The organism is Corallococcus sp. AS-1-6, from assembly GCF_020037015.1.
GTDB lineage: Bacteria > Myxococcota > Myxococcia > Myxococcales > Myxococcaceae > Corallococcus.
In genome coordinates this window covers 120,214-145,819 of the sequence record NZ_JAIQDE010000024.1, presented here as the reverse complement: position 1 = coordinate 145,819, position 25,606 = coordinate 120,214, and the positions used below count along the sequence as shown (strand labels likewise).

The 25,606-nt window shown below is 72.0% G+C and carries 12 protein-coding genes; 6 read left to right on the top strand and 6 right to left on the bottom strand.

Annotated features, from left to right (window positions below):
* Positions 1-6: 6 nt before the first annotated feature.
* The gene (locus K8612_RS28425; RefSeq protein ID WP_223764564.1) at positions 7-12,831 is read left to right on the top strand and encodes a non-ribosomal peptide synthase/polyketide synthase; all 12,825 of its coding nucleotides are present in this window, start codon (positions 7-9) and stop codon (positions 12,829-12,831) included.
* Between the two features lie 9 nt (positions 12,832-12,840).
* Here K8612_RS28425 and K8612_RS28420 read toward each other — a convergent pair whose 3' ends face one another.
* Complete coding sequence (locus tag K8612_RS28420; protein WP_223764563.1) at positions 12,841-16,503, bottom strand: type I polyketide synthase; 3,663 nt, start codon at positions 16,501-16,503, stop codon at positions 12,841-12,843.
* Between the two features lie 142 nt (positions 16,504-16,645).
* Here K8612_RS28420 and K8612_RS28415 point away from each other — a divergent pair, with 142 nt between their 5' ends.
* The 3 genes from K8612_RS28415 to K8612_RS28405 all read left to right on the top strand — a co-directional run bounded on the left by K8612_RS28415 (position 16,646) and on the right by K8612_RS28405 (position 18,409).
* The gene (locus K8612_RS28415) at positions 16,646-16,906 is read left to right on the top strand and encodes a phosphopantetheine-binding protein (protein WP_014394890.1); all 261 of its coding nucleotides are present in this window, start codon (positions 16,646-16,648) and stop codon (positions 16,904-16,906) included.
* A gap of 96 nt (positions 16,907-17,002) precedes the next feature.
* On the top strand, positions 17,003-17,602 hold the full coding sequence (locus tag K8612_RS28410) for a 2,3-diphosphoglycerate-dependent phosphoglycerate mutase (RefSeq protein ID WP_223738553.1): 600 nt from the start codon (positions 17,003-17,005) through the stop codon (positions 17,600-17,602).
* A gap of 111 nt (positions 17,603-17,713) precedes the next feature.
* Complete coding sequence (locus K8612_RS28405) at positions 17,714-18,409, top strand: DUF4476 domain-containing protein (protein WP_223764562.1); 696 nt, start codon at positions 17,714-17,716, stop codon at positions 18,407-18,409.
* 10 nt (positions 18,410-18,419) lie between these two features.
* Here the strand turns inward: K8612_RS28405 and K8612_RS28400 are convergent, their stop codons facing one another.
* Positions 18,420-18,923 (bottom strand): hypothetical protein, encoded by a 504-nt coding sequence (locus tag K8612_RS28400; protein ID WP_223764561.1) that lies wholly within the window; start codon positions 18,921-18,923, stop codon positions 18,420-18,422.
* Between the two features lie 166 nt (positions 18,924-19,089).
* Here K8612_RS28400 and K8612_RS28395 point away from each other — a divergent pair, with 166 nt between their 5' ends.
* On the top strand, positions 19,090-20,547 hold the full coding sequence (locus K8612_RS28395; RefSeq protein WP_223764560.1) for a chondroitinase-B domain-containing protein: 1,458 nt from the start codon (positions 19,090-19,092) through the stop codon (positions 20,545-20,547).
* A 57-nt stretch (positions 20,548-20,604) separates the two neighbouring features.
* Here the strand turns inward: K8612_RS28395 and K8612_RS28390 are convergent, their stop codons facing one another.
* The 3 genes from K8612_RS28390 to K8612_RS28380 all read right to left on the bottom strand — a co-directional run bounded on the left by K8612_RS28390 (position 20,605) and on the right by K8612_RS28380 (position 23,123).
* Complete coding sequence (locus K8612_RS28390; protein WP_223764559.1) at positions 20,605-21,000, bottom strand: hypothetical protein; 396 nt, start codon at positions 20,998-21,000, stop codon at positions 20,605-20,607.
* 50 nt (positions 21,001-21,050) lie between these two features.
* On the bottom strand, positions 21,051-22,172 hold the full coding sequence (locus K8612_RS28385) for a cytochrome-c peroxidase (RefSeq protein ID WP_223764558.1): 1,122 nt from the start codon (positions 22,170-22,172) through the stop codon (positions 21,051-21,053).
* Between the two features lie 180 nt (positions 22,173-22,352).
* Positions 22,353-23,123 carry a hypothetical protein gene (locus K8612_RS28380; protein WP_223764557.1) on the bottom strand — a complete coding sequence of 257 codons (771 nt, stop codon included), beginning with the start codon at positions 23,121-23,123 and terminating at the stop codon, positions 22,353-22,355.
* Between the two features lie 141 nt (positions 23,124-23,264).
* Here K8612_RS28380 and K8612_RS28375 point away from each other — a divergent pair, with 141 nt between their 5' ends.
* Positions 23,265-24,356 (top strand): acyltransferase family protein, encoded by a 1,092-nt coding sequence (locus K8612_RS28375; RefSeq protein ID WP_223764556.1) that lies wholly within the window; start codon positions 23,265-23,267, stop codon positions 24,354-24,356.
* A gap of 6 nt (positions 24,357-24,362) precedes the next feature.
* On the opposite strand, the gene K8612_RS28370 is transcribed toward K8612_RS28375, so the two are convergent.
* Entirely contained in the window at positions 24,363-25,547 is a 1,185-nt protein-coding gene (locus K8612_RS28370) for a tRNA-uridine aminocarboxypropyltransferase (RefSeq protein ID WP_223764555.1), read from the bottom strand.
* Positions 25,548-25,606: the final 59 nt, after the last annotated feature.

Sequence of the window (25,606 nt, the reverse complement as noted above, 5' to 3'; positions counted from 1 at the left end):
CGCGACATGACGACCGAGCACCCCGGCTCCCCTTCCGCCCCCGCGCCGAAGTCCCCGGCCAGGCCCCGTCGTCGAGCGCCGCCCGTGGTGCCCGTCCCCCGTGACGCCCTGCTGCCGCTGTCCTTCGGGCAGCAGCGGATGTGGTTCATCGAGCAGCTCACGCCCGGGGGCATCTCCTACAACGTCCCGTACTTCGCGCGGCTCACCGGCGCGCTGGACGTCCCCGCGCTGGAGCGGGCGCTGGCCGTGCTGGTGGAGCGGCACGAAGCGCTGCGCACCACCTTCGCGGTCGTGGAAGGCCAGCCGGTGCAGCGCATCGCGCCGTCGCTGCGCCTGCCGCTGGACGTGGAGTCGCTGGAGGCGCTGCCCGCGTCCGAGCGGGAGCAGGCCCTGCGACAGGCCGCGGAGGCGGAGGCGCGCGTGCCCTTCGACCTGGGCGCGGGACCGCTGGTGCGCGTGCGGCTCCTGCGGCTGGGGGAAGCGGAGCACGTGCTGCTCCTGATGCTGCATCACATCTGCTGCGACGGCTGGTCGCTCACGGTGATGGAGCGGGAGCTTCAGGCGCTCTACGCGGCCTTTCGCGCCGGCACGACGCCGCAGCTTCCCGCGCTGCCGGTGCAGTACGCGGATCATGCCGTGTGGCAGCGGCAGTGGCTCCAGGGCGAGCACCTGAGGCAGCAACTGGAGTGGTGGCGGGGTGAGTTGTCGGGCGCGCCCGCCGCGCTGGAGCTGCCCACGGACCGCCCCCGTCCCGCCGCGCAGTCCACCCGGGGCGCGGTGTACCGGCACGCGCTGCCTCCGGAGTTGGGGAAGGCGCTGGACGCGCTGTGCCGCAAGCAGGGCGTGACGCTGTTCATGGCGCTCCTGGGCGGCATGCACCTGCTGCTGTCGCGGCTCAGCGGCCAGGACGACGTCGTCATCGGGTCCCCCATCTCCGGCCGCACGCGCCAGGAGGTGGAGCCGCTCATCGGCTTCTTCATCAACACGCTGCCCCTGCGCGTGCGGGGTGAAGGCGCGCTCGGCTTCGGGGAGCTGCTGCGCCGCGTGCGCAAGACGTGCCTGGACGCGTACGCGCACCAGGAGGTCCCCTTCGAGCAACTGGTGGACGCGCTCCAGCCCGAGCGCGACCTGAGCCGCCCTCCCCTGTTCCAGGTGTTCTTCACGCTCCAGCACTCGGCCGTGCCCGCGCTGGCGCTGGAGGGGCTGCGGACCTCCGAGCTGGACTTCGAGCCGGGCGTGTCGCGCATGGACCTCACCGTCTTCCTGCGCGAGACGCCGGAGGGGCTCGTGGGGCTCTGGGAGTACAGCACCGACCTCTTCGACGCCGCGACGGTGGCGCGCTTCGCGGAGCACTACACGCGCCTCTTGGAGGCCGCGGTCGCGGAGCCCGAGCGCCCCGTGGCCACGCTTCCGCTGCTCACCGCGCGGGAGCGGCGGCACCTGCTCGACCAGGGGACGGGAGCGGCCGTCCCCTACCCTCGCGATGCGTCCCTGCCCGCGCTCTTCGCGGAGCAGGCCGCGCGGACGCCCGGCGCGGTGGCCGTGGAGGCGGCTGGCGGGCGGCTCACGTACGCGGAGCTGGAGGCGCGGGCGAACCAGCTCGCGCACCACCTGCGGGGACAGGGCGTGCGGCTGGGCACGCCGGTGGGCCTGTGCGCGGGCCGGTCGCTGGAGATGGTCGTGGCGACGCTCGCCATCCTCAAGGCCGGTGGCGCGTATGTCCCGCTGGATCCAGGCTATCCCCCCGAGCGCCTGGAGCTCATGGCGCGCGACGCCCGCATCGCCGTGCTCCTGCTGGAGCAGGGACGCGAGTCCTCGCTGAAGGGCCTGGCGTCACGGGTCGTGGTGCTCGACCCGTCCTGGCGGGCCTTCGAGGATCAATCCAGGGCCGCGCCCGACGTGCGGGTCCCCGCGGACGCGCTCGCGTACGTCATGTACACGTCCGGGAGCACCGGCCGGCCCAAGGGCGTGGGCGTTCCCCACCGGGGCGTGACGCGGCTGGTGAAGGGCGTGTCCTACGTCCGGTTCAGTGCGGACGACGTCGTCCTCCAACTGGCCACCACGTCGTTCGACGCCGCGACGCTGGAGCTGTGGGGCGCGCTGCTCAGCGGCGCGAAGCTGTTCCTCTATCCGCCGGTGACGCCGTCGCTGGAGGAGCTGGAGGCGACGCTGGAGCGCGAGCGCATCAGCGTGATGTTCCTCACCACGGCGTTCTTCGAGCAGATGGCGCTGAACCGGCCCGCGGCGCTCGCTCGCGTGGGGCAGGTCCTCACGGGCGGTGACGTGCTGTCCCCGCTGGCCGCGCGCAAGCTGCTGGACGCGGGCCGCGCGGTCACCAACGGCTACGGGCCCACGGAGAACACCACCTTCTCCGCCACGTATCAGGTGAAGCGGGACCTGGATGCGCGGATGCCCGTGCCCATTGGCCGCCCGTTGGAGAACTCGCAGGCGCTGGTGCTGGACGCGCGCCTGGAGCCGGTGCCGCCCGGCGTCGTGGGCGACCTGTACGTGGGAGGCGACGGTCTCGCGTGGGGCTACCTGGACCGGCCGGACCTCACCGCGGACCGCTTCGTGCCCCACCCCTTCAGCGACGTCCCCGGCGCCCGGCTGTACCGCACGGGCGACCGCGCCCTGTGGCTGCCTTCCGGCGAGCTGGCGTTCATGGGGCGAGCGGACACGCAGGTGAAGCTGCGCGGCTTCCGCATCGAGCTGGGAGAGATCGAGACCGCCCTGCGCCACCTGCCCGGCGTGGAGGACGCCGTGGCGGAGGTGCGCGAGTACGCCCCCGGCGACAAGCGGCTGGTGGCCTATGTGACCGGCGCGGACGTGGACGTGAACACGCTGCGCTCGCGCCTGTCCGCCCGGCTTCCGGCGCCGCTGGTCCCCGCCGCCTTCGTGAAGCTGGACCGGCTGCCGCTGACGCCCGTGGGCAAGGTGGACCGGAGGGCGCTCCCCACGCCCGTGGGCGACACGCTCGCGGAGGACGCCTACGTGGCCCCGGTCACCCCGACGGAGACGGCGGTGGCCGAGGTCTGGGCCGCGCTCCTGGGCCGCACGCGCGTGGGCACGCAGGACTCCTTCTTCGAGCTGGGCGGGCACTCGCTGCTCGCGACGCAGGTCACCTCCCGGCTGCGGGAGACGTTCCAGGTGGACCTGTCCGTGCGGGCGCTGTTCGAGGCGCCCACGGTCACCAGCCTCGCGGCGCGCATCGATGCACTGCGGAGGGAGAGCAGCCGGCTCCAGTCCCTGCCGCTGGCACCCGGTCCCCGCGACGGCTGGTTGCCGCAGTCCTTCGCGCAGCAGCGGCTGTGGTTCATCTCCCAGCTCGACACGCTGGGGTACTCCTACAACGTGCCCATGGTCACCCGGCTGCGGGGCGCGCTGGACGCGGACGCGCTGGAGCGGAGCCTCGCGGAGATCATCCAGCGGCACGCGGTCCTGCGCACCACGTTCAACGAGGTGGATGGACAGCCGGTGCAGCGCATCGGGCCGCCCTGGGACTTCACGCTGGCGAGGGCGGACGTGGAGCCCGGGAAGCTCCCGGAGCAACTGGCCACGGAGGCGCGGCGCCCGTTCGACCTGCGGCGCGGGCCGCTGGTGCGAGGGCTGCTCCTGCGCGTCGCCAATGACGACCACGTGTTGATGCTCGTCATCCACCACATCGTCTTCGACGGGTGGTCCATCGACGTGCTCCAGCGGGAGCTGAACGCGCTCTATGCTTCGCGGGGCCAGGGCGCGCTGCCGCCCCTGTCCCTCCAGTACGTGGACTACGCGCGGTGGCAGCGAGAGTCGTTCCAGGGGGAGGAGCTGGAGGATCAGCTCGCGTGGTGGCGGGAGGCGCTGGCGGGAGCACCGCCCGTGCTGGACCTGCCCACCGACAAGCCACGTCCGCCCGTGCAGACCTTCCAGGGCGCGAACTTCGAGGTGCTGCTGCCCCAGCCCCTCCATGGCTCGCTCCAACGGATGGGACAGCAAGAAGGCGCCACGCTGTTCATGACGCTGCTGGCGGGGTTCCAGGCCCTGCTCGCGCGCTACAGCGGCCAGGAGGACGTCGTCGTCGGCTCGCCCATCTCCGGCCGCAACCGCCGCGAGGTGGAGGGGCTCATCGGCTTCTTCGTCAACACGCTCGCCCTGCGCGCGGACGTCACCGGTTCGCGCTCCTTCCGGCAGTTGCTGCGCGGGGTGCGCGAGAGCTGCCTGGGTGCGTTCGCGCATCAGGACCTGCCCTTCGAGCAGCTCGTGGACGCGCTCAAGCCACCGCGAGACCTGAGCCGGACGCCCCTGGTGCAGACGATGTTCGTCCTGCAGCGGGCCGCGACGCCGCTGTCCCTGCCCGGCCTCGCGGTGGAGGACTTCCCGTTCCAGTCGGGCGTCTCGCGCTTCGACCTGATGCTGTTCATGCGGCAGACGCCCCAGGGGCTCGTCGCCTACTGGGAGTACAACACCGCCCTCTTCGAGGAGGCGACCGTCGCCCGGATGGCCGCGCACTACGTGCGGCTGCTCGACGGCGTCACCGCGAACCCCGAGCTGCCCCTGGCGGAGCTGTCCCTTCTGTCCAGGGAGGAGCGCGAGCAGCTCCTGGTCGCATGGAACAGCCGTGAGGAGCGGCTCCCCGCGTCGGGGCTGATCCACGTCCGGGTGGAGGCGCAGGCCGCACGGACACCGGAAGCGGTCGCGGTGACGAACGGCGAGGCGTCGCTGACGTACGCGCGACTGGATGCACGCGCCAACCAGCTCGCGCACCACCTCATCGCCCTGGGCGTCACGCCGGGAAGCTCCGTCGGGCTGTGCCTGGAGCGCTCCAGCCTGGACATGCCCGTCGCCGTCCTCGCCACCCTCAAGGCCGGCGCCGCCTACGTCCCGCTCGACCCCAACTACCCGGCCGAGCGTCTGGCCCTGATGGTGGAGGACACCCGCGCGCCCGTCGTCCTCGCGCACCAGTCCTTCGTGCGCGCCCTTCCACCGGGCACCTCCGCGCGCATCGTGACGCTGGAAGGCGTCTCCCTGACCTCGCGTCCCACCACGCCTCCCGACGTGGAGCTGTCGCCCGAAGCCGTCTGCTACGTCGTCTTCACCTCGGGCAGCACCGGACGTCCCAAGGGCATCGTCATGTCCCACCGGGGCATCGGCAACATGCTCGCGTGGCAGACGCGCCGTGCGGTGCGCGCCGAAGCCACCACGCTCCAGTTCGCCTCCCTCAACTTCGATGTCTCCTTCCAGGAAATCTTCGGCACCTGGTGCCTCGGTGGAAGGCTGCTGCTCAGCTCCGCGGAGCTGCGCCGCGACCCACCGGCGCTGCTGCGCTTCCTCACCCAGCACCGGGTGGAGCGGCTCTTTCTCCCCTTCGTCGCGCTCCAGTCGCTGAGCGAAGCGGCGCGCACCGCGACGGAGCTGCCTCCCCTCAACGAGGTCATCACCGCGGGCGAGCAACTCCAGGTGACGCCCGCCCTCGTCGCCTTCTTCGAGCGGCTGCCCGGGTGCATCCTTGAGAATCAGTACGGTCCTTCGGAGACGCACGCCGCCAGCGCATGGCGTGCGTCAGGACCTCCGAGCACGTGGCCCGCACTTCCTCCAGTGGGCACGCCGCTGCCATCGGTCCAGGCCTACGTGTTGGACCCGCGCCGCGAGCCCTGCCCTGTCGGAGTTCCGGGCGAGCTGTACGTGGGCGGTGAAGGGCTCGCGCACGGCTACCACGGCCGGCCGGACCTCACCGCGGAGCGCTTCATCCCGTCTCCATTCGGTCCCACCCCAGGCGCCCGCCTCTACCGCACGGGAGACAAGGCCCGCTGGCTCGCGGATGGGCAACTGGAGTTCCTGGGCCGCCTGGATGGCCAGGTGAAGCTGCGCGGCTTCCGCGTCGAGCTGGGCGAAGTGGAGTCCGCCCTGCGCGCCCTGCCCGACGTGCGGGACGTGGTCGTCGTGGTCCGCGAGGACACGCCGGACCACAAGCAACTGGTGGCCTACGTGGTCCAACCGGAAGCAACCTTCTCACCGGAGGCATTGAAGCAGGCGCTGTCGCGACGGCTGCCGGAGCACATGGTGCCCTCCGCCCTGCTGCGCATGGACGCGCTACCGCTGGGCCCGAGCGGCAAGGTGAACCGCCACGGCCTGCCCGCGCCCACCGAGGAAGCCGCGGACGACACGGGGTTCCTGGCGCCCATGACGGCGGTGGAGAAGGTGATCGCCGACATCTGGGCCTCCCTGCTCGTGGTGCCGCGCGTGGGCCTGCAGGACCACTTCTTCGAATTGGGTGGCCACTCACTGCTCGCCACACAGGTGGTCTCGCGGCTGCGAGAAGCCTTCCAGATGGACCTGTCCCTGCGAGTCCTCTTCGAGGCGCCCACCGTCGCGCAGCTCGCCGCGCGCCTGGAGGAGCACCTGCACGGCGCGAACCGGAAGGCCGTCCCGCCGCTGGTGCCCCAGCTTCGCGGCGAGCTCGTCCCGCAGTCGTTCTCCCAGCAGCGGCTGTGGTTCGTCTCGCAACTGGACACCAGCGCGCACGCCTACAACCTGCCCCTGGTCACCCGGCTCCGGGGACGGCTGGACACCCGGGCGCTGGAAGACGCGCTCAACGCCCTCATCCGGCGTCACGAGATCCTGCGCACCACGTTCGACGAAGTGGACGGCCAGCCGGTGCAACGCATCGGGCCCGCGTGGAAGCTCACCGTGAGGCAGGTGGACGTGGATCCGCGCCGTCCGCTCCAGCGCCAGGTGGAGGCCGAAGCGCAGATCCCCTTCGACCTGCGCCGAGGCCCCCTGGTCCGGGCCACCCTGCTCCGCGTCGCGGACGAGGATCAGGTCCTCATCCTCAACTTCCATCACAGCGTCTTCGACGGCTGGTCCATCGCCTTGTTCCAGAAGGAGCTGGACGCGCTCTACCTCGCCCGGCTCCAGGGCACGGAGGCCGCGCTCCCGCCGCTGTCCGTCCAGTACGCGGACCACGCCCTGTGGCAGCGCGCGTGGTTGCAGGGCGACGTGCTGGAGGAACAGGTGGCGTGGTGGCGCGAGCATCTCGCGGGGGCACCGCCCGTGCTGGACCTGCCCACCGACAAGCCGCGTCCGCCCGTGCAGACCTTCCAGGGCGCGTACATCGAGGTCCCCCTTCCGCCCGCGCTGACCAGCGCCCTCGTCGCCATGGGCCAGCGTGAAGGGACCACGCTGTTCATGACCCTCCTCGCGGGCTTCCAGGCCCTGCTCGCGCGCTACAGCGGCCAGGACGACGTGGTGGTCGGCTCGCCCATCTCCGGCCGCAACCGCCGCGAGGTGGAGGGGCTGCTCGGCCTCTTCGTCAACACGCTCGCCCTGCGCGCGGACGTCACCGGTTCGCGCTCCTTCCGGCAGTTGCTGCGCGGGGTACGCGAGAGCTGCCTGGGCGCCTTCGCGCATCAGGACCTGCCGTTCGAACAGCTCGTGGAGATGCTCAGGCCGCCGCGAGACCTGAGCCGCGCGCCGCTGGTCCAGGCCCTCTTCGTCCTGCAACAGGCGGCCGTCCCCATCTCGTTGCCCGGCCTCCAGGCGGAGGACGTCCCATTCCAGACGGGCGTCTCCCGCTTCGACCTCATGCTCTTCGTGCGCGAGTCGGAGCAGGGGCTGACCGCCTTCTGGGAGTACAACACCGCCCTCTTCGAGGAGGAGACCCTCGTCCGGATGGCCGGGCACTACGTGCGGCTGCTCCAGGGAGCGATCCGCCATCCCGAGCAGCCCCTGTCGGCCCTGCCGCTCCTCTCCGAGGATGAACGCAAGCAGGTCGTCGTGACGTGGAACGCCGCGAAGGACACCTCTTTCGAGCCCGGCCTGATGCACCAATGGGTGGAGGCGCTGGCCGCACGGACACCGGAAGCGGTCGCGGTGACGAACGGCGAGGCGTCGCTGACGTACGCGCGACTGGATGCACGCGCCAACCAGCTCGCGCACCACCTCATCGCCCTGGGCGTCACGCCGGGAAGCTCCGTCGGGCTGTGCCTGGAGCGCTCCAGCCTGGACATGCCCGTCGCCGTCCTCGCCACCCTCAAGGCCGGCGCCGCCTACGTCCCGCTCGACCCCAACTACCCGGCCGAGCGTCTGGCCCTGATGGTGGAGGACACCCGCGCGCCCGTCGTCCTCGCGCACCAGTCCTTCGTGCGCGCCCTTCCACCGGGCACCTCCGCGCGCATCGTGATGCTGGAGAGCGTCTCCCTGGCCTCGCGTCCCACCACGTCTCCCAATGTGGAGCTGTCGCCCGAAGCCGTCTGCTACGTCGTCTTCACCTCGGGCAGCACCGGACGTCCCAAGGGCATCGCCATGTCCCACCGGGGCATCGGCAACATGCTCGCGTGGCAGACGCGCCGTGCGGTGCGTGCCGAAGCCACCACGCTCCAGTTCGCCTCCCTCAACTTCGATGTCTCCTTCCAGGAAATCTTCGGCACCTGGTGCCTCGGTGGAAGGCTGCTGCTCAGCTCCGCGGAGCTGCGCCGCGACCCACCGGCGCTGCTGCGCTTCCTCACCCAGCACCGGGTGGAGCGGCTCTTTCTCCCCTTCGTCGCGCTCCAGTCGCTGAGCGAAGCGGCGCGCACCGCGACGGAGCTGCCTCCCCTCAACGAGGTCATCACCGCGGGCGAGCAACTCCAGGTGACGCCCGCCCTCGTCGCCTTCTTCGAGCGGCTGCCCGGGTGCATCCTTGAGAATCAGTACGGTCCTTCGGAGACGCACGCCGCCAGCGCATGGCGTGCGTCAGGACCTCCGAGCACGTGGCCCGCGCTCCCTCCGGTGGGCACGCCGCTGACCAACGTCCAGACCTACGTCCTGGATGCATGCGGGAATCCGAGTCCCGTCGGCGTCCCAGGAGAGGTGTTCATTGGAGGCGAAGGACTCGCGCACGGCTACCACAACCGGCCGGACCTCACGGCAGAGCGCTTCGTGCCCTCCCCCTTCAGCCCCACACCCGGCGCCCGCCTCTACCGCACGGGAGACAAGGCCCGCTGGCTCCCGAATGGACGCCTGGAGTTCCTGGGCCGCCTGGACGGACAGGTGAAGCTGCGCGGCTTCCGCGTGGAGCTGGGCGAAGTGGAGTCCGCCCTGCGCGCCCTGCCTGACGTCCAGGACGTGGTCGTCGTCCTGCGCGAGGACACGCCGGGCTTCAAGCGGCTGGTGGCCTACGTGGTCCAGCCGGAAGCGGCCTTCTCCGCGGAGGCGCTTAGACAATCACTGGCACGACGGCTGCCGGAGTACATGGTGCCCTCCGCCCTGGTGCGCATGGACGCGCTGCCCCTGGGCCCGAGCGGCAAGGTGAACCGCCACGGCCTGCCCGTCCCGACGGAGGAGGCCATCCCCGGGACCGTCTACGTGGCCCCGGTCTCCGCGGTGGAGAAGCTCATCGCGGACATCTGGGCACCGCTGCTGGGCGTGCAGCGCGTGAGCACGCACGACCACTTCTTCGAGCTGGGTGGGCACTCGCTGCTCGCGACCCAGGTGGCCTCCCGTCTGCGAGAGGCGCTCCGGATGGAGCTGCCGGTGCGCGTGCTCTTCGAGGCTCCGACACTCGCGGAGCTGGCCGCGCGAATCGAAGCCCTTCGCCGGGAAGCCCATCCCCTCCAGGCACCGCCCCTGGTGCGCACGGAGGCAGGAGACTCCGCGCCCCAGTCCTTCCCGCAGCAGCGGCTGTGGTTCATCGACGCGCTCGCTCCAGGCGGGTTCGCCTTCAACGTCCCGCTGTTCATCCGGTGCAAGGGACCGCTCGACGTGGCGGCGCTGGAGCGGTCACTCACGGCGCTCATCGACCGTCACGAAGCCCTGCGCACGGTGTTCGCGGAGGAGAACGGCCAGCCCGTCCAGCGCGTCCTGCCTTCGGTCCCCTTCGCGCTCGCCTTCGAGCGGCTGGAGGACGTGCCGCCCCACGAGCGCGACTCCGTGCTGCGCCGGCGCGCGGAGGAGCGGATGCGCCATGTCTTCGACCTGCGCTCGGGCCCGCTGCTGACGGCGACGCTGCTGCGGCTGGACGCGGAGGATCACGCCCTCTTCCTGCTCATGCACCACATCATCACGGACGGCTGGTCCACGGAGGTGATGGGGCGCGAGCTGGGCATCCTCTACGACGCCTTCACCCGCACCCAGACGCCGCGCCTGCCGCCGCTGCCCATCCGTTACACGGACTACGCCCGCTGGCAGCGCGCGACGCTCCAGGGAGAAGCGCTCGATGCGCAGCTCGCGTGGTGGAAGCAGCAACTGAAGGGTGCGCCCCGCGCGCTGGAGCTGCCCACCGACCGGCCGCGTCCGCCGGTGCAGGCCCAGGCGGGCGCGGCCCACATGGTGCGGATCCCCGCCGCGGTGGACGCCGCCGTGCGCGAGCTGTGTCACCAGCAGGGCGTCACACCCTTCATGGCGCTGCTCGCGGGCTTCCACGCCCTGCTGTCGCGCTACAGCGGACAGGACGACGTGGTGGTCGGCTCGCCCATCTCCGGCCGCAACCAGCGCGAGGTGGAGGGGCTCATCGGCTTCTTCGTCAACGCCCTGCCCCTGCGCGTGAAGGTCTCCGGCGCCGAGTCCTTCCAGGTCCTCCTCGGCCGCGTGCGGGAGACCTGCCTGGGCGCGTACGCGCACCAGGAGGTGCCCTTCGAACAACTGGTGGACGCGCTCCAGACGCCTCGGGACCTGAGCCGCACGCCCGTGTTCCAGGCCGTGTTCGCGCTCTTCAAGGACTTCCCCGGCATCCCCCTGCGCGGGCTGGAGACGGCGCCGGTGCCCTTCGATCCAGGGCTCGCGAAGCACGACCTCACCCTGTTCATGCGCGAATCCGCCACCGGGTTGCTGACGCACTGGGAATACAACACCGCGCTCTTCGACGCGGCGACGGTGGAGCGCATGGCCGGGCACTACCTGCGGCTGCTGGAGCAGGTGACGCGGAATCCGGAGCGTCCGCTCGCGTCGCTGTCGCTGCTGACGGAGGCGGAGCGGGGGCAGCTCCTCGTGGAGTGGAACGACACCGCGCTCGATGTCCCCGAGGACCTGCGCGTGCCCTCGCGCATCGCGGAGCAGGCGCGGCGGAGACCGGAGGCGCTCGCGCTGGCGGGTGAGGGAGCGCGGCTGACGTTCGGGGAGCTGGAGGCCCGGTCGAACCAGCTCGCGAACCTGCTGCGCGCGCAGGACGTGAAGCCGGAGACCGTGGTCGCGCTCTGCGTGGACCGCACGCCGGGCTACGTGTGGGGCGCGCTGGGCATCCTCAAGTCGGGCGGGGCGTACCTGCCCATGGACCTGACGTGGCCGGAGGCCTGGTGGCGGCACGTGCTCACGGACAGTGGCGCGCGCATCGTCGTCACCCGGCAGGCCTTCGCCTCCCGCTTCGAGCGATGCGGCGTGCGCGTGCTCTGCCTGGACGCGGAGCCCGCACTGGAGACCCAGCCCGTCACCGCGCCCGGCGTGACACTGCACGCGGAGGCGATGGCCTACGTCATCTACACGTCCGGCAGCACCGGCCGGCCCAAGGGCGTCGCGGTGACGCATGGGACGCTGGCGAACCTCGTCGCGGGGCTCGGGACGGCGGCGGGGATAGAACCGGGGGACCGGGCCACGCTGCTGACGGGGCTCGCGTTCGACGCGACCGTCTTCGAGACCTGGCCGTCGCTCTCGCATGGCGCCAGCCTCCACCTGCCCTCGGACGAGGTGCGCGCGGAGCCCGCGCGGCTGGTGCGGTGGCTCGCGGCGGAGGGGATCACGCTCACCACGCTGCCCACGCCCATGGCCGAGGCCGCGCTGGAGCAACCGTGGCCGTCCGGCATGCCGCTGCGCCGGGTGCACGTGGCCGGTGACGTGCTGCACCGCCGTCCGGGTCCCTCCGTTCCGGGACAGTGGCTCAACTGCTACGGCCCCACGGAGAACACCGTCATCGCGACCTCCGGCGTCGTGAAGCCTGAAGCGCCGGAAGGCCTGCTGCCCCCCATCGGGAGCCCGGAGCCGAACGTGCGCGTATACGTGCTGGATGGCACGGGACAGCCCGTGCCGGTGGGGCTGTGGGGCGAGCTGTTCCTGGGAGGCGCCCAGGTGGCGCGCGGCTATCTGGGCCAGCCCGCGCTCACGGCGGAGCGCTTCGGGCCGGATCCGTTCTCCCGCGAGCCCGGCGCGCGGCTGTACCGCACGGGCGACGTGGTGCGGTGGCTCGCGGACGGCACGCTGGAGTTCCGGGGCCGCGCGGATTCGCAGGTGAAGCTGCGAGGCTTCCGCATCGAACTGGGCGAGGTGGAGGCCGCGCTGCTTTCACAGCCCCCGGTGAAGGAGGCGGTGGCGCAGGTGCGCGAGGACGTGCCGGGACAACGCCGGCTGGTCGCGTACCTGGTGCTCCGCGAAGGGGCCGCGTTCACGGTGGACGCGCTGCGGGCCTCGTTGCGCCGGGCGCTCGCGGAGCACGCGGTGCCGTCGGCGTTCGTGGTGCTGGAGCGGCTGCCCCTCACCGCGAACGGCAAGCTGGACCGCAAGGCCCTGCCCACGCCGGACGTGCACCGCCCCGAGCTGAGCGAGGACTACCGCGTCCCCGAGGCGGGCCTGGAACAGACGCTGGCGGCGCTCTGGGCCGGAGTGCTGGGACTGGAGCGCGTGGGCGCGAGCGACAACTTCTTCGACCTGGGCGGCAACTCGCTGCTGCTCCAGTCCGTGCACGCGAAGCTGGAGGCGCTGGTGGGCCGCAAGGTCCCGCTGGTGACGCTCTTCCAGTACCCCACGGTGCGCGCGCTCGCCGGCCACCTGTCACCGCCGAAGGACACGTCACCGGCCGCGGCTCCCGCGCCCGCGCAGGACCCGGGAGCACAACGGCGGGACAACCTGCGGCGCATGGCCCAGCGGCGAGGCCGTCCGGGCTCCAGTTGAGACAGTCGCCTACGGAAGGAACGCCGCGAGCTTCGCGCCAAGGCCCACGGCGTTCTCTCCCAGGAGCATCGACTGGTGGTCGCCGGGCACGGTCTCCACCCGGAGCACCGCCCCCGAGTCCAGCCACTCCAGCTCCACGTGCTTCGGCATGTGCTCGATGACCGTCGCCGCGCGGAAGAACTGGAGGGTGCCGCCCTCGAAGCGGGGCACGGGGTAGTCGCGCAGGGCCGTCATGTTCGCCTCCCAGACGCGCACGTACCGCCGCTGCTGCTCCGGATCCGTGAGGACCTGCTCCTGCGCGAAGCCCACCCCACCCGCCCGGGCACGGGCGATGTCTCCAGGGCCCGGCGTGTCGAGCATCGCGCACAGCGGCACCGCGTGGCCCTCCGCCGTCAGCCGGCGGGCCATCTCGTAGACGACCGCCCCGCCGAAGGACGCGCCCACCAGCAGGTAGGGCCCCACGGGTTGCAGCGCGCGCAGTCCTTCCAGATAGGCCGTCGCCATTTCATCGACGGACGTGTGCAGCGGTCCGTCCGGCTCCAGGCCCCGGGACTCGAAGGCGTAGGCGGTCCGGTCCGCGTCGATGGCCTGCGCCAGCTCCCGGTAGAACACCGACTGACCGCCGGCCCCGTGCACGAAGAAGAGGGGCGGACCGCGAGTCCCCTGCTGGAGCAACGCGACCCCGGGTGGCAGGGACAGGGTCTCCTCCCGCCCACCCAGCTTCCTCGCCAGCAGCTCCACCGTGGGCGCGGTCAGCATCTCCTTCAGCGCGAGCCGCTTGCCGAAGCGCTCGGAGATCATCGCGAGCAGCCGGAGCGCGACCAGCGAGTCACCGCCCAGCGCGAAGAAGTCGTCGTGGATGCCCACGCCGTCCAGGCGGAACAGCGTCTGGAAGCACTCGACCAGGGCCTGCTCCGTGGCGTCACGAGGCGCCACGCGCTCACCGCGACGCGGGGCCCGTGCCTTCGCAGACACGGTCGCCTTCGCCCGGACCGACATGGCGTCGCGAGCGACGGGGCTCGGCGCGGCATCGTCCAGGCTGTAGTGCTCACGGTCGAAGCTGTAGGTCGGCAGGTCCACGCGACGGCGCCGCTCGCCGTCCCGGAGGTGTTCCCAGTCCACGTCCACGCCCGCGGCCCACGCTTCGCCCAGGGCGGCCAGGGCGCTCACGGGCGCGTCGCCCTTCGTCGGCAGGGTGGCCAGCACGGGCTGCGTCTTGCGCGCAGGGTGCTGCCGCGCGAGCGCGGTGAGCGTCGTGCCCGGGCCCACTTCAATCAGTGCACGGTCGCCGGACTCCAGCAGGCAGCCCAGGGCATCGGAGAAGCGGACCGTGTGCCGCAGGTGCCGGACCCAGTAGTCGGGAGACGTCGCCTCGCGCTCCTGGAGCCACCGGCCGGTGAGGCTGGACACGACGGGCAGCGACGGCGCGCGGAGCTTCACGCGGGCCACGTCCCGAGCGAAGCCTTCCAGGTACGGCTCCATCATGGAGGAGTGCGCCGCGCGTGCGTAGCGCACCCGCTTGTGCTCGATGCCCCGCGCCGTCAGTGCCTGCTCCACGGCCTCCAGCTCCGGCAGCGGCCCGGAGAGGACACACGTCTCCGGACCGTTGATGGCCGCCACCGACACGGCCGGCCCCACAAGCTCCGAGACCTGCTCCACGGGCGCGAGCACGGACACCATCCCGCCCGGAGGCATCGCCTCCATCAACCGTCCGCGAGCGACGACGAGGCCCAGCGCCTCCTCCAGCGTGAACACCCCCGCGAGACACGCGGCCACGTACTCGCCGAGCGAGTGCCCCAGCAACGCCTCCGGCTTCACGCCCCACGACAGCCACAACTGCGCGAGCGCCCAGTCGCAGACGAACAGCGCGGGCTGGGACCACAACGGCCGGTCCAATTCACGAGCCGCCGCGTCGAAGCGTTCGGGGCCAGCGAAGAGGATGTCGCGGAGGTCCGCGCCCATGGGACCGCGAAGCCACTCCGCGCATGTATCAATGGCCGCGCGGAACGCGGGCTCGCGAAGGAATGCCTCGCCCATGTTCACCCGCTGCGCGCCACCGCCCGGAAACAGGAAGGCCACGCCGCGAGACTCGCCCTCGTCGAACACGGTGCGGATCCGGGGAGGCGCATCCTCACCCGCGGAGGACCGCCCTTCCAGCAACGCCGCCGCGTCCTCCCCGTGTCGGACCACGACGAAGCGGCGCCAAGGGAAGCGAGCACGCCCCACCTGCAACGTATGAGCGACGTCCGCGAGCCAGGAGCCTGAAGCCCCATGCATGCGCTCCGCGAGCGCCGAGGTCATCCGCTCCAGCGCCCCTGGCGTCTTCGCGGACAGGAGCAGCACCTCTTCACCGCGCCGGGGCGCGTCCGTCTCCGGTAGGGCCGGCGCCTCCTGCAACACCACGTGCGCGTTCGTGCCCCCGATCCCCAGCGCCGTCACCCCCGCGCGCAGCGGCCGCGGCCCCTCCCACGCACGCGGGCTCGCCACCACCTGGAAGGGGCTGCCCTCCAGCTCCAGCATCGGATGCGGCTTCGTGAAGTGCAGCGTCGGAGGCAGCGTGCGGTGCTCCATCGACAGCACCGTCTTGATGACCCCCGCCACGCCCGCCGCCGCGTCCAGGTGCCCGAAGTTGCTCTTCACCGCGCCCAGGCCACACGCGCCCGGCGCAACCCCGTGGAACACCTGCTTGAGCGCCGCGACCTCGATGGGATCCCCCAACGCCGTCCCCGTCCCGTGCGCCTCCACGTAGGACACGTCCGACGGCGACACCCCCGCCACCGACAGCGCCTCGCGGATGACCGCCGCCTGCCCCTGCACCGAGGGCGCCGCGAACCCCGTCTTCCCGCCCCCGTCGTTGTTCAGCGCCGTGCCCAGCACGATGGCGCGGATGGGGTCCCGGTCCGCCACCGCGTCCGCCAGCCGCTTGAGCACCAGCACCCCCACGCCATTGCCCACCGCCGTGCCCGCCGCGTTCACGTCGAACGGCCGGCATCTCCCATCCGGCGCCAGGATGCCGCCTTCCTGGTTGCGGTGCGCGCCCAACTGCGGCGTGCGGATGGACACCCCTCCCGCGAGCGCCAGGTCGCACTCACCCGCGAGCAGCGCCTGACAGGCCAGGTGCAACGCCACCAGCGACGTGGAGCACGCCGACTGCACCGTCATCGCCGGGCCCGTCAGGTCCAGCTCGTACGACACCCGCGTGGCCAGGAAGTCCCCGGAGAGCCCCAGCGCCCCCGCGAGCCCCGCGGCCACGTCCCGCCCCCCGTACGTCGTGAACCCCGCCCCCGCGTACACCGCCGCCCGCATCGGCAGGCCCCGGGGCGCGTACCCCGCGGACTCCATCGCCGCCCACGCGCACTCCAGGAGCGCCCGGTGCTGCGGATCCATCTGCTCCGCCTCGCGCGCCGGATACCCGAAGAACGCCGCGTCGAAGCCCTCCGCCTCCTCCAGCACCCCCGCCGCGGTGATCCACTCGTCGCCCTGGGGCAGCCCCAGGCGCGCCCGCCCCGCCGCGTCCAGCCGGGTGATGGAGTCCACCCCGCCCACCAGGTTGCGCCAGAACTGGCCCGCGTCCGCCGCCCCCGGAAAGCGCAGCGCCAACCCCACCACCGCCACCGCCATGGGGGCGTCCTCCCCCCCAGCGGCCGATCCGGCCTCGTTCGCGTGGTCCATGGCTCGCGAGCCTGCCAGGGAACCCCGGAACCCGGGGAACGGTGAAGGCCGCCTGCCTGCCCTGGCGCGCCCAGTCTTGACGCGGTAGTTCTATTTTCCTCATTTTACGGCCATTCGAGCGCCCACCCGGCAGGAGCCCACCATGAGCACACAGAGCGCAGTCCCATCGCCCATGGAGGCGCGGCTGGCGGGGTACTGGCAGGAGCTGCTGGGGGTGGACGCCGTGCGGCCGGAGGACCACTTCCTGGAGGTGGGGGGCAACTCGCTGCTGGCCACGATGCTGGCCAACCGCATCGAGGACGACCTGGGCCTCCAGGTGGGCATGGTGGACCTGTTCAACACGCTGAGCGCGGTGGCGGCCGTCTGCGAGCGCCTCCAGCAGGAGACCCAGGCCGCCGGCTGAACGCGCCCCGGCGCGTGGCCGCAAGACGACGGGCCGGGCGGGTGGACGGGGCTTGCCTCTTTTCCCCCCGCCCCCGGTTGGGCTAGCAGGGGGGCCATGCCCATCCTCGCCCTCGTCCGTCATGGTCAGTCTCTCTGGAACCACGAGAACCGCTTCACCGGCTTCGTGGACGTGCCCCTCACCGAGCAGGGCCGGAACGAAGCCCGCAAGGCCGCCGAAGCGCTCCAGGGCCTGAAGTTCGACGTCGCCTACACCTCCGCCCTCAGCCGCGCGCAGGAGACGCTCGCCATCCTGCTGGACACGCTGGGCCAGCGCCCGCCCGTCATCCGCGACGCGGCCCTCAACGAGCGCCACTACGGCGACCTGCAGGGGCTCAACAAGGCGGACGCCGCCAAGGAGTTCGGCGAGAAGCAGGTCCACGTCTGGCGCCGCTCCTATGACGTGCCGCCCCCCAACGGCGAGTCCCTGGAGATGACCGCGAAGCGCGTGCTGCCCTTCTTCGACCGCGCCATCGCGGGCGACCTGCGCCAGGGCAAGAACGTGCTCGTCGTGGCGCACGGCAACTCCAACCGCTCCCTGGTGATGCGCCTGGACAAGCTGTCCGGCGAGACGGTGGTGGGCCTGGAGCTCGCCACCGGCGTGCCGCTCGTCTACGAGATTGGCGCGGACGGCCAGGTCGTCTCCAAGCGCGGCTGAGCCGCCCTGAACAGGCAGGGCCTTCGTGGGGAAGACGCCAGGGGGCTTGAATGAGCGGGCCTCTGTCCCGTCAGATGGGACGAAGCACGAACACCCCCAAGGATGCACACCATGAAGGCCCTGACCCTCGCCGTCGTCCTGCTGTCCTCCGCCGCTGCCCTGGCCCAGACGGCGCCCACCAAAGCGGCGGACTCAGTCAACATCGCTGGCGGCGCCGAGTTCCGCCGCCCCCCGCCCCCGGGACACTCCACGCCGCATCCGATGCCGCAGCCGGTGCCCCAGCGCAACCAGATCGTCGTCGACCGTGAGCAGATGGAGCGCCGCATCGACCGGCTGGAGAAGGCGCTGCGCGACGCGATGTCCCGCACCCGGGACGCCAAGGGCCGCGACAGCATCCGCAACGCGATGGAGGAGCTGGACAAGCTGAGCGAGTACGTGGACGACGCCGCGCCCCTGCCCCCGGTGGTCATCAACCAGCCGGCGCCGATGCCGCCCCCGCCGCCGGTGGTGCGGCCCATCTCCGACCAGCAGTTCCGCAGCATCACCCAGGCGATGGTGCGCGAGTCCTTCCCGCGCGAGAAGCTGCGCATCCTGTCGCAGGTGGCCCCGAACGAGAACTTCCTCGTGTCGCACATCCTGTCGGTGCTGGGGCAGTTCTCCTTCTCCAACGACAAGCTGGAGGTGGTGCGCCTGATGCGGCCCACGCTGCTGGATCCGCAGAACGGCTACCAGTTGTACCAGGCGTTCCCCTTCTCCAACGACAAGGCGCAGCTCCAGGCCATCCTCGAAAGCGGCGGGCGCTACTAGCCTCCCCGGGTCACTGCCGGAGCGCGGACCAGATGGTCCGCGCCTCCGGCGAGTCCACGGTGGCGTGGACGCTGGCCAGCACCCGCCCCTGCGCGTCCAGCGCCAGGACATAGGGTGTCTCGCTGGAGGAGAGCCCCAGCGCCTTGGCCATGCCGCCGTTCTTGTCCAGCCAGGTGTCCTCCCAGAACTCCCGGGGCACCTGACCCTTCGCCTTGCCCCGCGCGGCGCCCTCGCTGACGAAGAACGGCAGCTTGAGGGCGATGAGCGACTGGCGGTGCACCGTGTCCGGCACGTGCTGGTCCGCCGCGTCGAACCACCCGCGCATCTGGCTCCCCGCGTCCTTGTCGGTGATGACGACCATCAGCGTGGGCCGCCCCTTCAGCTCATCGCTCGCGTGCTTCCCGTTCGTCAGGTCGCGCGCGGAGAACGCCGGCAGCGACTGCCCCGGGGAAGGCAGCGCGAACGCGCCCGGGGCCATGAGCAGCACCCCGGCCAGCGCTGAAACCCCCAGCACGGAACGGCTCCACCTTGAGTCCTTGGGTTGAAGGGCCATGGGACGACAGGTGTTCACGCGAAGGCGGGTTCCCTAGCGGCCGGAATGCCTGCGCACGCCCGGCTGCCTGCCCGGCGGGGGGATCCGGTAACGTCCGTGCCCCCTTCTCCTCCCCCAGGAGCCCCCCATGAGAACCCTCTCCCTCACCCTGCTGCTGCTGCCCCTGACGGGCGGCGCGGCCGTGAAGAGCATCACCACCGTGGCCGAACTCCAGACCGCGCTCTCGTCCGCGAAGGCCGGGGATGAGCTGGTCCTGGAGGACGGCACGTACACCGTCAACGCGAACCTCAACTGCGCGGCGGAGGGCACCCAGGCCGCGCCCATCATCGTGCGCGCGAAGAACCGCCACGCGGCCGTCGTGCGCTTCAACGCGCAGGAGGGCTTCAAGGTGTCCGGCCGCTACTGGACCTTCGACGGGCTCACGGTGGAGGGCATCTGCTCCACCGATCAGGCCTGTGAGCACGCCTTCCACGTCACCGGCCACGCGGAGAACTTCGTCCTGCGCAACAGCCGCGTGCGCGACTTCAACGCGCAGCTCAAGGTGAACGCGACGAAGAACGGCAGCGGCGTGTGGGAGATGCCGCACCGGGGCCTCATCGAGCACAACGAAATCTACGACACGCACGCGCGCGCCACGTCCACGCCCGTGACCAAGCTGAACATCGACACCGGCGACGACTGGGTGGTCCGCGACAACGAGCTGCACGACTTCTCCAAGCAGGGCGGCATCTCCTACGGCGCCTTCATGAAGAGCGGCGGCAAGCGCGGCCTCTTCGAGCGCAACCGCGTCCTGTGCGTGAAGGACCAGCCCGCGGGGGACACGCGCATCGGCCTGTCGTTCGGCGGAGGCGGGACGGGGAACGAGTTCTGCGCGCCGGCCTTCGACCCCCAGGTGCCGTGCTCGCCGGAGCACACGGACGGAGTCATCCGCAACAACATCGTGGCGAACTGCTCGGACGTCGCGGTGTACCTGAACAAGGCCGCGAACACGCGCGTGCTGTTCAACACGTTCGTCGGAACGACGGGCGTGGACTACCGCTACGCCGCGTCCACCGGCGAAGCCGTGGGCAACGTGCTGACGGGCGTCATCCGCAACCGCGACAGCGCCACCGGCACCCAGGGCAACAACCGGTCGGGCGTGGCCACCAGCACCTTCGCGTCCTGGTACGTGGCGCCGCTCAAGGGGGACCTGACCCTCAAGGGCGACGTGTCGTCGCTCATCGGCGCGGCCCCGCGCAACACGCTGGCGCCGGAGGACTTCTGCGCGCGCGCCCGGCCCGCCTCCGCCACGCTGGGGGCCCTGGAGCACTCGCTGGGTGACTGCCCCGCGAACACCGGCGGGACTCCGGACGCGGGCACCGGCGGCGCCACGGACGCGGGCACCGGCGTGGACGCGGGTACCGGCACCGGCGTGGACGCGGGCACCGGCACCACGGACGCGGGCGTTGTCCCGGACGCGGGCCCGGAGCAGGACCCGTCCGGGGACGACGAGGATGACGGCGGTTGCAGCGCGAGCCCGGGCCTGCTGCCCGCGCTCCTCGCGTTGCTCACGCCCCTGGCCCTGCGCCGGCGCGCACGTCGCTGACGGGAGGCCTCGCGAGGCGGCTGGAGGCCCCAGCCGCTTCGCCGCCCCACGCGTGCCTCAGAACGCGGTGGAGACGAACAGGCCCGGGCGGATGGCCAGGATGCCGCCCGCCACCAGCGCCAGCGACACCAGCGTGCCCACCAGGGGCAGCACGTAGCCGGGCGGCGTGCGGCGGCGGTTCGCGGACAGGGGGCCCTGGATGGCGCCCACCGCGAGGATCATCATCACGATGTGCCCGATGAGCGCCGGGTAGTACCCGCGCGTCACCAGCACCGCGATGCCCACCAGCACCTGCAACTGCAGGAAGCCGGAGTAGGACGCACCGATGATGCGCCCCACCTTGTCGAACGGGCGCTTCGTGGCGACCGCGAACGCGAAGAACGCGAGCGCGAGGACACCGGACAACAGCACCAGGTAGCGAAGACCCGAGTGGAGATGGAAGAAGAAGGTCATGGGCGCGAGGGTTTAGCACCCGCCGGGCGGGACGCGACGTTTCCTGCGAGCTACGACGGGTCCGGCTTGGGCGTGCGCTTCGTGCTGGGGGGCAGGGGCGGCGCGGAGATGCGCTCGGCGGGAGGCAGCTCGCCGGTGAGGCTCTTGAGGAAGGCCACCAGGTCGTCCACCTCGCCGTCCTTCAGCGTCCGGCCCAGTTGGTAGCGGCCCATCAGGCGCACCATGGTGGGCAGGTCGTTCACGCTGCCGTCGTGCAGGTAGGGCCCGGTCATCTCCACGTTGCGCAGGGTGGGCACGCGGAAGTAGCCCCGGTCGTCCTCGTTCTTCGTCGCGTCGAAGCGGCCCGCGTCGGTGAGGGCCGGGTACGCCTCCACCAGCCCCAGCTTCTGGAACGACGCGCCGCCCACCGCCGGACCGTTGTGGCACGTGGTGCAGCCGGTGGTGACGAAGGCCTCCAGGCCGCGCTGCTCCTGCGCGCTCAGGGCCGCGTGCTCCCCCGCGAGGAAGCGGTCGAAGCGGGAAGGCGTGGTGAGCGTGCGCTCGAAGGCGGCCAGCGCCCGGGCGGCGTTCGCCAGCGTGACGGGCTTGCCCGTCTTGGGGAAGGCGGCGCGGAAGCGCGTGGTGTACTCGGGGATGGAGGACAGCGTGGCCTCGACGCGCTTCGCGTCCGGCATGGCCATCTCCACCGGGTTCATCATCGGCCCTTCCGCCTGGGCCTCCAGCGTGGCGGCGCGGCCGTCCCAGAACTGCGCGATGTGGTGGGCCGCGTTGTAGACGGTGGGCGAGTTGCGGCTGCCCTTCTGCTTCTTGTGGCCCTCCGACAGCGCCTTGTTGTCCACGCCGAAGGTGTCCAGGCCGTGGCAGGTGTTGCAGGACACGTCGTGGTTCTTCGACAGGCGGGGCTCGTGGAAGAGCATGCGCCCCAGGGCCACCTGCTCCGCGGTGTCCTCGGGCAGCGGCGCCGCGTTGCGAGGCGCCTGGAAGAAGTGCGCCGCCAGCTTCGCCACGGCCTCCGCATCCGACGCCGGGGGCTTCGGGGCCTGCTCCGCCACCGGAGCGGGCGCGGGCGGCTTCGCCTCCGGAGCCTTGTCAGGGGAGCGCTCGCAACCGGCGAGCGCGCCGAGGCCCAACGCGGACAGCGTGAACCCGAACAGCAGTCGATTTCGCGTCATGTGGAGCGCCTCCCGGATGCGTCGCGGAGCGCACCGTACCAGCGCTCCGGGCGGCTGGCTTCGCGACGGAACGTCGCACCCACGGCGGGGCCTTTCCCATTCCATCAGTCCGGCAGCGCCCGCCTGGACGGCGGCCCGGCGGACGCGGCCCACAGCTCCTGCGGAACCCTCCCCGCGCCGCTACCTCTTCTTGAACTTTTCGGCGATACGCAGCGGCGCATCCGCCTGGAAGCGGAGCGCCACGGAGGACGGCGGATGCAGGATGGAGACACGGGCGGCAAGGGGCGGGAGGTGGACGTGCTCGTCTGCCGCAAGTGCCTGGGGAAGAGCGCCCGGAGCGGCGGGCAGGACCTGCCGCGCTGGCTCCAGGGAGAGTTGGCCGAGCGGGGCCTCGCCGGTCAGGTCCGCGTCACGCCCACCGGCTGCATGAACCAGTGCCCGCGCCGCCAGGTCACCGTGCTCGTCTCCGACACCGATGATCCCGAAGGCCGCCTGCTGCTGGTGGAGCCCCGGCTCCAGCGCGACCTGCTCCTGAAGTTCGTGGAGCGCCGCGCGCGCCCGGACGCTCCCGCCGCCAGCGACGGCGACGCTCCGGGGAGGCAGGAGCACCTCGATGATGAACCGGTCCACGAGGAACGAGGCCAGTAGCCCCGTCGCGGTGCCGGCGGCGTCCCACGCCAGGTCCTTCACGGAGAAGACGCTGCCGCGAGCCCGGTCGTAGACCTCCTTGCCCAACCCCACGCCCAATCCCAGCCCCACGCCGCTGAGCGCCCGCGCGCCGGGCGAATCGAAGAGGACGGCGCCCGCGCCGTAGCCCACGCCCGTGGCCGCCGCGCACGCCGCGAAGTGTCTGGGCTTGTCGCGGCCAAACCAGTCATCGCCAGACGCGGCGCGGCCCGAGGCTGGAGCGGCGAGGAGCACGAGGGCGGCGAGCGCGGCACGGGCGGACATGCATCCGTCCTGTAGCATCCACCGCCGAGGGCGTGACCTGGGCTGGGAGTGAAAATCCGGGTCGTTTCCACGCCTGCCGCCCCCCACGGTGGGTGCGTTTTGGAGACGAGGCCCATGGCTGGGCTTATGCTCGGGTCCGCTTTGAAAGGATTCGGTCCCTCGCTCAGCTTCCGGCAGACCCGGCACCCCGCGTTGGATGGCGCGCGCGGGCTGGCCGTGCTCGCCATGGTGATGGGTCACACGCTGGACGCGCTGCTGGCGCCCGCGTTCCGGGACCACCCGTGGGTCCAGGAGTACTGGAAGCTCCGGGGCATCACCGCGCCGCTGTTCCTGCTGGTGAGCGGCTGGGCGGTGGTGATGGCGCTGGGCACGAAGCCGGGCGCGGCGAAGGACTCCTTCGGCCGCCGGTTCCGCCGGGCCCTGCTGCTGCTCTTCCTGGGATACCTGCTGCACTGGCCGGGCTGGGGCGCGGTGCGCGAGCTGGGCTGGACCGACGCCATGTTGCGCAAGGTGTTCCAGTTCGACGCGCTCCAGTGCATCGGCGCGGCGCTGCTCCTGGGCGCGATGGCGCTGGTGGTGACGCCGCACCGGGGCGCGCGGGCGCTGCTGCTGGGCGGGCTGGCGGTGGGCATTCCCCTGGCGAGCGCCGGGATGTGGGCCGCGGGCGCGCACCTGCCGGTGCCGCTGCAGCAGTTCATTGGCAACGGGGAGGGCAGCCGCTTCCCGTTCTTCCCCTGGGCGGGCTTCTTCTTCGCGGGCGCGTTCGCCGCGCACTTGCTGCACCTGCTCAAGCCGGGCCTGGCGCAGGGCTTCGCGTTGCTCGCGCTGGGAGGTGCGCTGCTGGCGCTCACCCGCTGGGTGCCCGTGGAGTGGACGCCCACCAGTCCCACGATGGTGATGTACCGCGTGGCGCAGGGCCTGCTGGTGCTGGGCGTCGTGAACCTGCTGCCGCGGCGGGTGAGCGGTCTGCTGGCGCCGCTGGGACGGCTGTCGCTGTGGATCTACGTGCTGCACCTGCCGGTGGTGTACGGCTGGGCGGACATCGCGGGCCTCGCGCAGCGCATCGGTCCCCGGCTGGGCATGGCGGCGGCGATGGGCGTGTCCGTGGCGCTGCTGGTGGGCTGCTACCTCATCGCCCGGCTGGGCCGCTGGGTCCGCGAGCAGGCCCGTCCCTGGCGCGCCGGCTCCACCACGCTGGAAGCCAGCGTCGGCACCGCCCGTCTGGGCCAGTAGCCGCCTTCAGCCCCCGGAGCCCGTCCGCGGCAGCTTCGCGGGCGGCTCGGTCGCGTTGCCACGCGCCACCAGCTCGCGCGTCACGGACTCCAGCGCGCTGATGCGGCGGCCCGCGCGACCCCGGGCCCACGTGGCCACCTCTGGCGCCTTGAGCAGCCCCACCGCCTGCTCCACGCCGCCCGCCTTGCCCTTGAGCGCCCGCGCCGTGGCCAGCCGCACGTTGCGCGCGGCCCTGCGCTGAAGGCCCCCGTTCCACAGCAGGTCCAGGGCGAACGTGGTCCACACCGTCAGCTCGTCGTCCGGGCGCAGGAACGCCTCGAAGCGGGCCAGCGCCCGGGCGCGCGGCTCACCGGCGCGCAGCTCCTCCTCCGGCAGCTCCACGTGCAGCGACGTGCTGTGCGCGAGCGGCTGCTCCGGCGCGAGGACCGCCTCGAAGCGCTCGCCCGTGGCGTAGCGGACCGCGACCAGGTGCACCAGCTCCGGCGGGATGCCCGACTCCAGCGGGTGCGCGTTCGCCTCCGCGTAGAAGAGGACCAGCCGGTCCGCTGCGTCCGCCAGCGAGCGCAGCTCCAGCGGCGGGCGCCACTCGCTCTTGTAGATGCGGCGGCGGTTGGGCCCCGTGCGCGTCTCCTGCCGCTCCAACTGCGTGTCCACCATGAACTCGAACGCGCCCAGCATGCGGTCGAAGTACTCGGGCTTGCCCTCCAACTGGCCCAATATCTCCGCCACCGCCTCGATGGTGGAGACGCAGTGGTCCGCCGGCTCCGCGCGGATGCGGTAGTTGCTCGGGCGGCGCGGCACGAAGCCGATGCGCGGCAGCGCCGCCAGCACCGGGTTGCGCATCACCACCTTCTTCGCCTGCGGCCAGGTGCCGTCCACGACGATGAGCGTCTCCGGCGGGTTCGCCCGCGCCTCCTCCACGGTGATGGCGTCCTCGCCCGGGAAGAGCACCGCGACGCGCTCGGGGTGCTTCGCCAGCTCCTCCAACCGCGCGTGACCGGTGAAGTCCACACCCCGGTGCAGCTCCGAGTTGGTCAGCGACAGGTGCGCCATGCGCGCCGTGCCAATGGCCACGCGCCGCTCCCGTGGATGCTGGAGGAACACCACGCGCGTGCGCGTCTGGAGCTGGGGGACATGCGCGCAGTAGCACGCGCTTTCAGGACGCAGACACTTGATGCAGAAGGTACGCACGCCGTGGCCCTTTATCACGGTCCCGCCCCTGGCGACCGGTGGCGGCCCCTGACGGAAGG

Excerpts from the sequence above, each read along its gene's own strand:
- K8612_RS28390 (WP_223764559.1), bottom strand. The coding sequence starts at position 21,000 with ATGACCTTCTTCTTCCATCTCCACTCGGGTCTTCGCTACCTGGTGCTG.
- K8612_RS28380 (WP_223764557.1), bottom strand. The coding sequence starts at position 23,123 with ATGTCCGCCCGTGCCGCGCTCGCCGCCCTCGTGCTCCTCGCCGCTCCA.
- K8612_RS28395 (WP_223764560.1), top strand. The coding sequence starts at position 19,090 with ATGAGAACCCTCTCCCTCACCCTGCTGCTGCTGCCCCTGACGGGCGGC.
- K8612_RS28415 (WP_014394890.1), top strand. The coding sequence starts at position 16,646 with ATGAGCACACAGAGCGCAGTCCCATCGCCCATGGAGGCGCGGCTGGCG.
- K8612_RS28410 (WP_223738553.1), top strand. The coding sequence starts at position 17,003 with ATGCCCATCCTCGCCCTCGTCCGTCATGGTCAGTCTCTCTGGAACCAC.
- K8612_RS28420 (WP_223764563.1), bottom strand. The coding sequence starts at position 16,503 with ATGGACCACGCGAACGAGGCCGGATCGGCCGCTGGGGGGGAGGACGCC.
- K8612_RS28385 (WP_223764558.1), bottom strand. The coding sequence starts at position 22,172 with ATGACGCGAAATCGACTGCTGTTCGGGTTCACGCTGTCCGCGTTGGGC.
- K8612_RS28425 (WP_223764564.1), top strand. The coding sequence starts at position 7 with ATGACGACCGAGCACCCCGGCTCCCCTTCCGCCCCCGCGCCGAAGTCC.
- K8612_RS28405 (WP_223764562.1), top strand. The coding sequence starts at position 17,714 with ATGAAGGCCCTGACCCTCGCCGTCGTCCTGCTGTCCTCCGCCGCTGCC.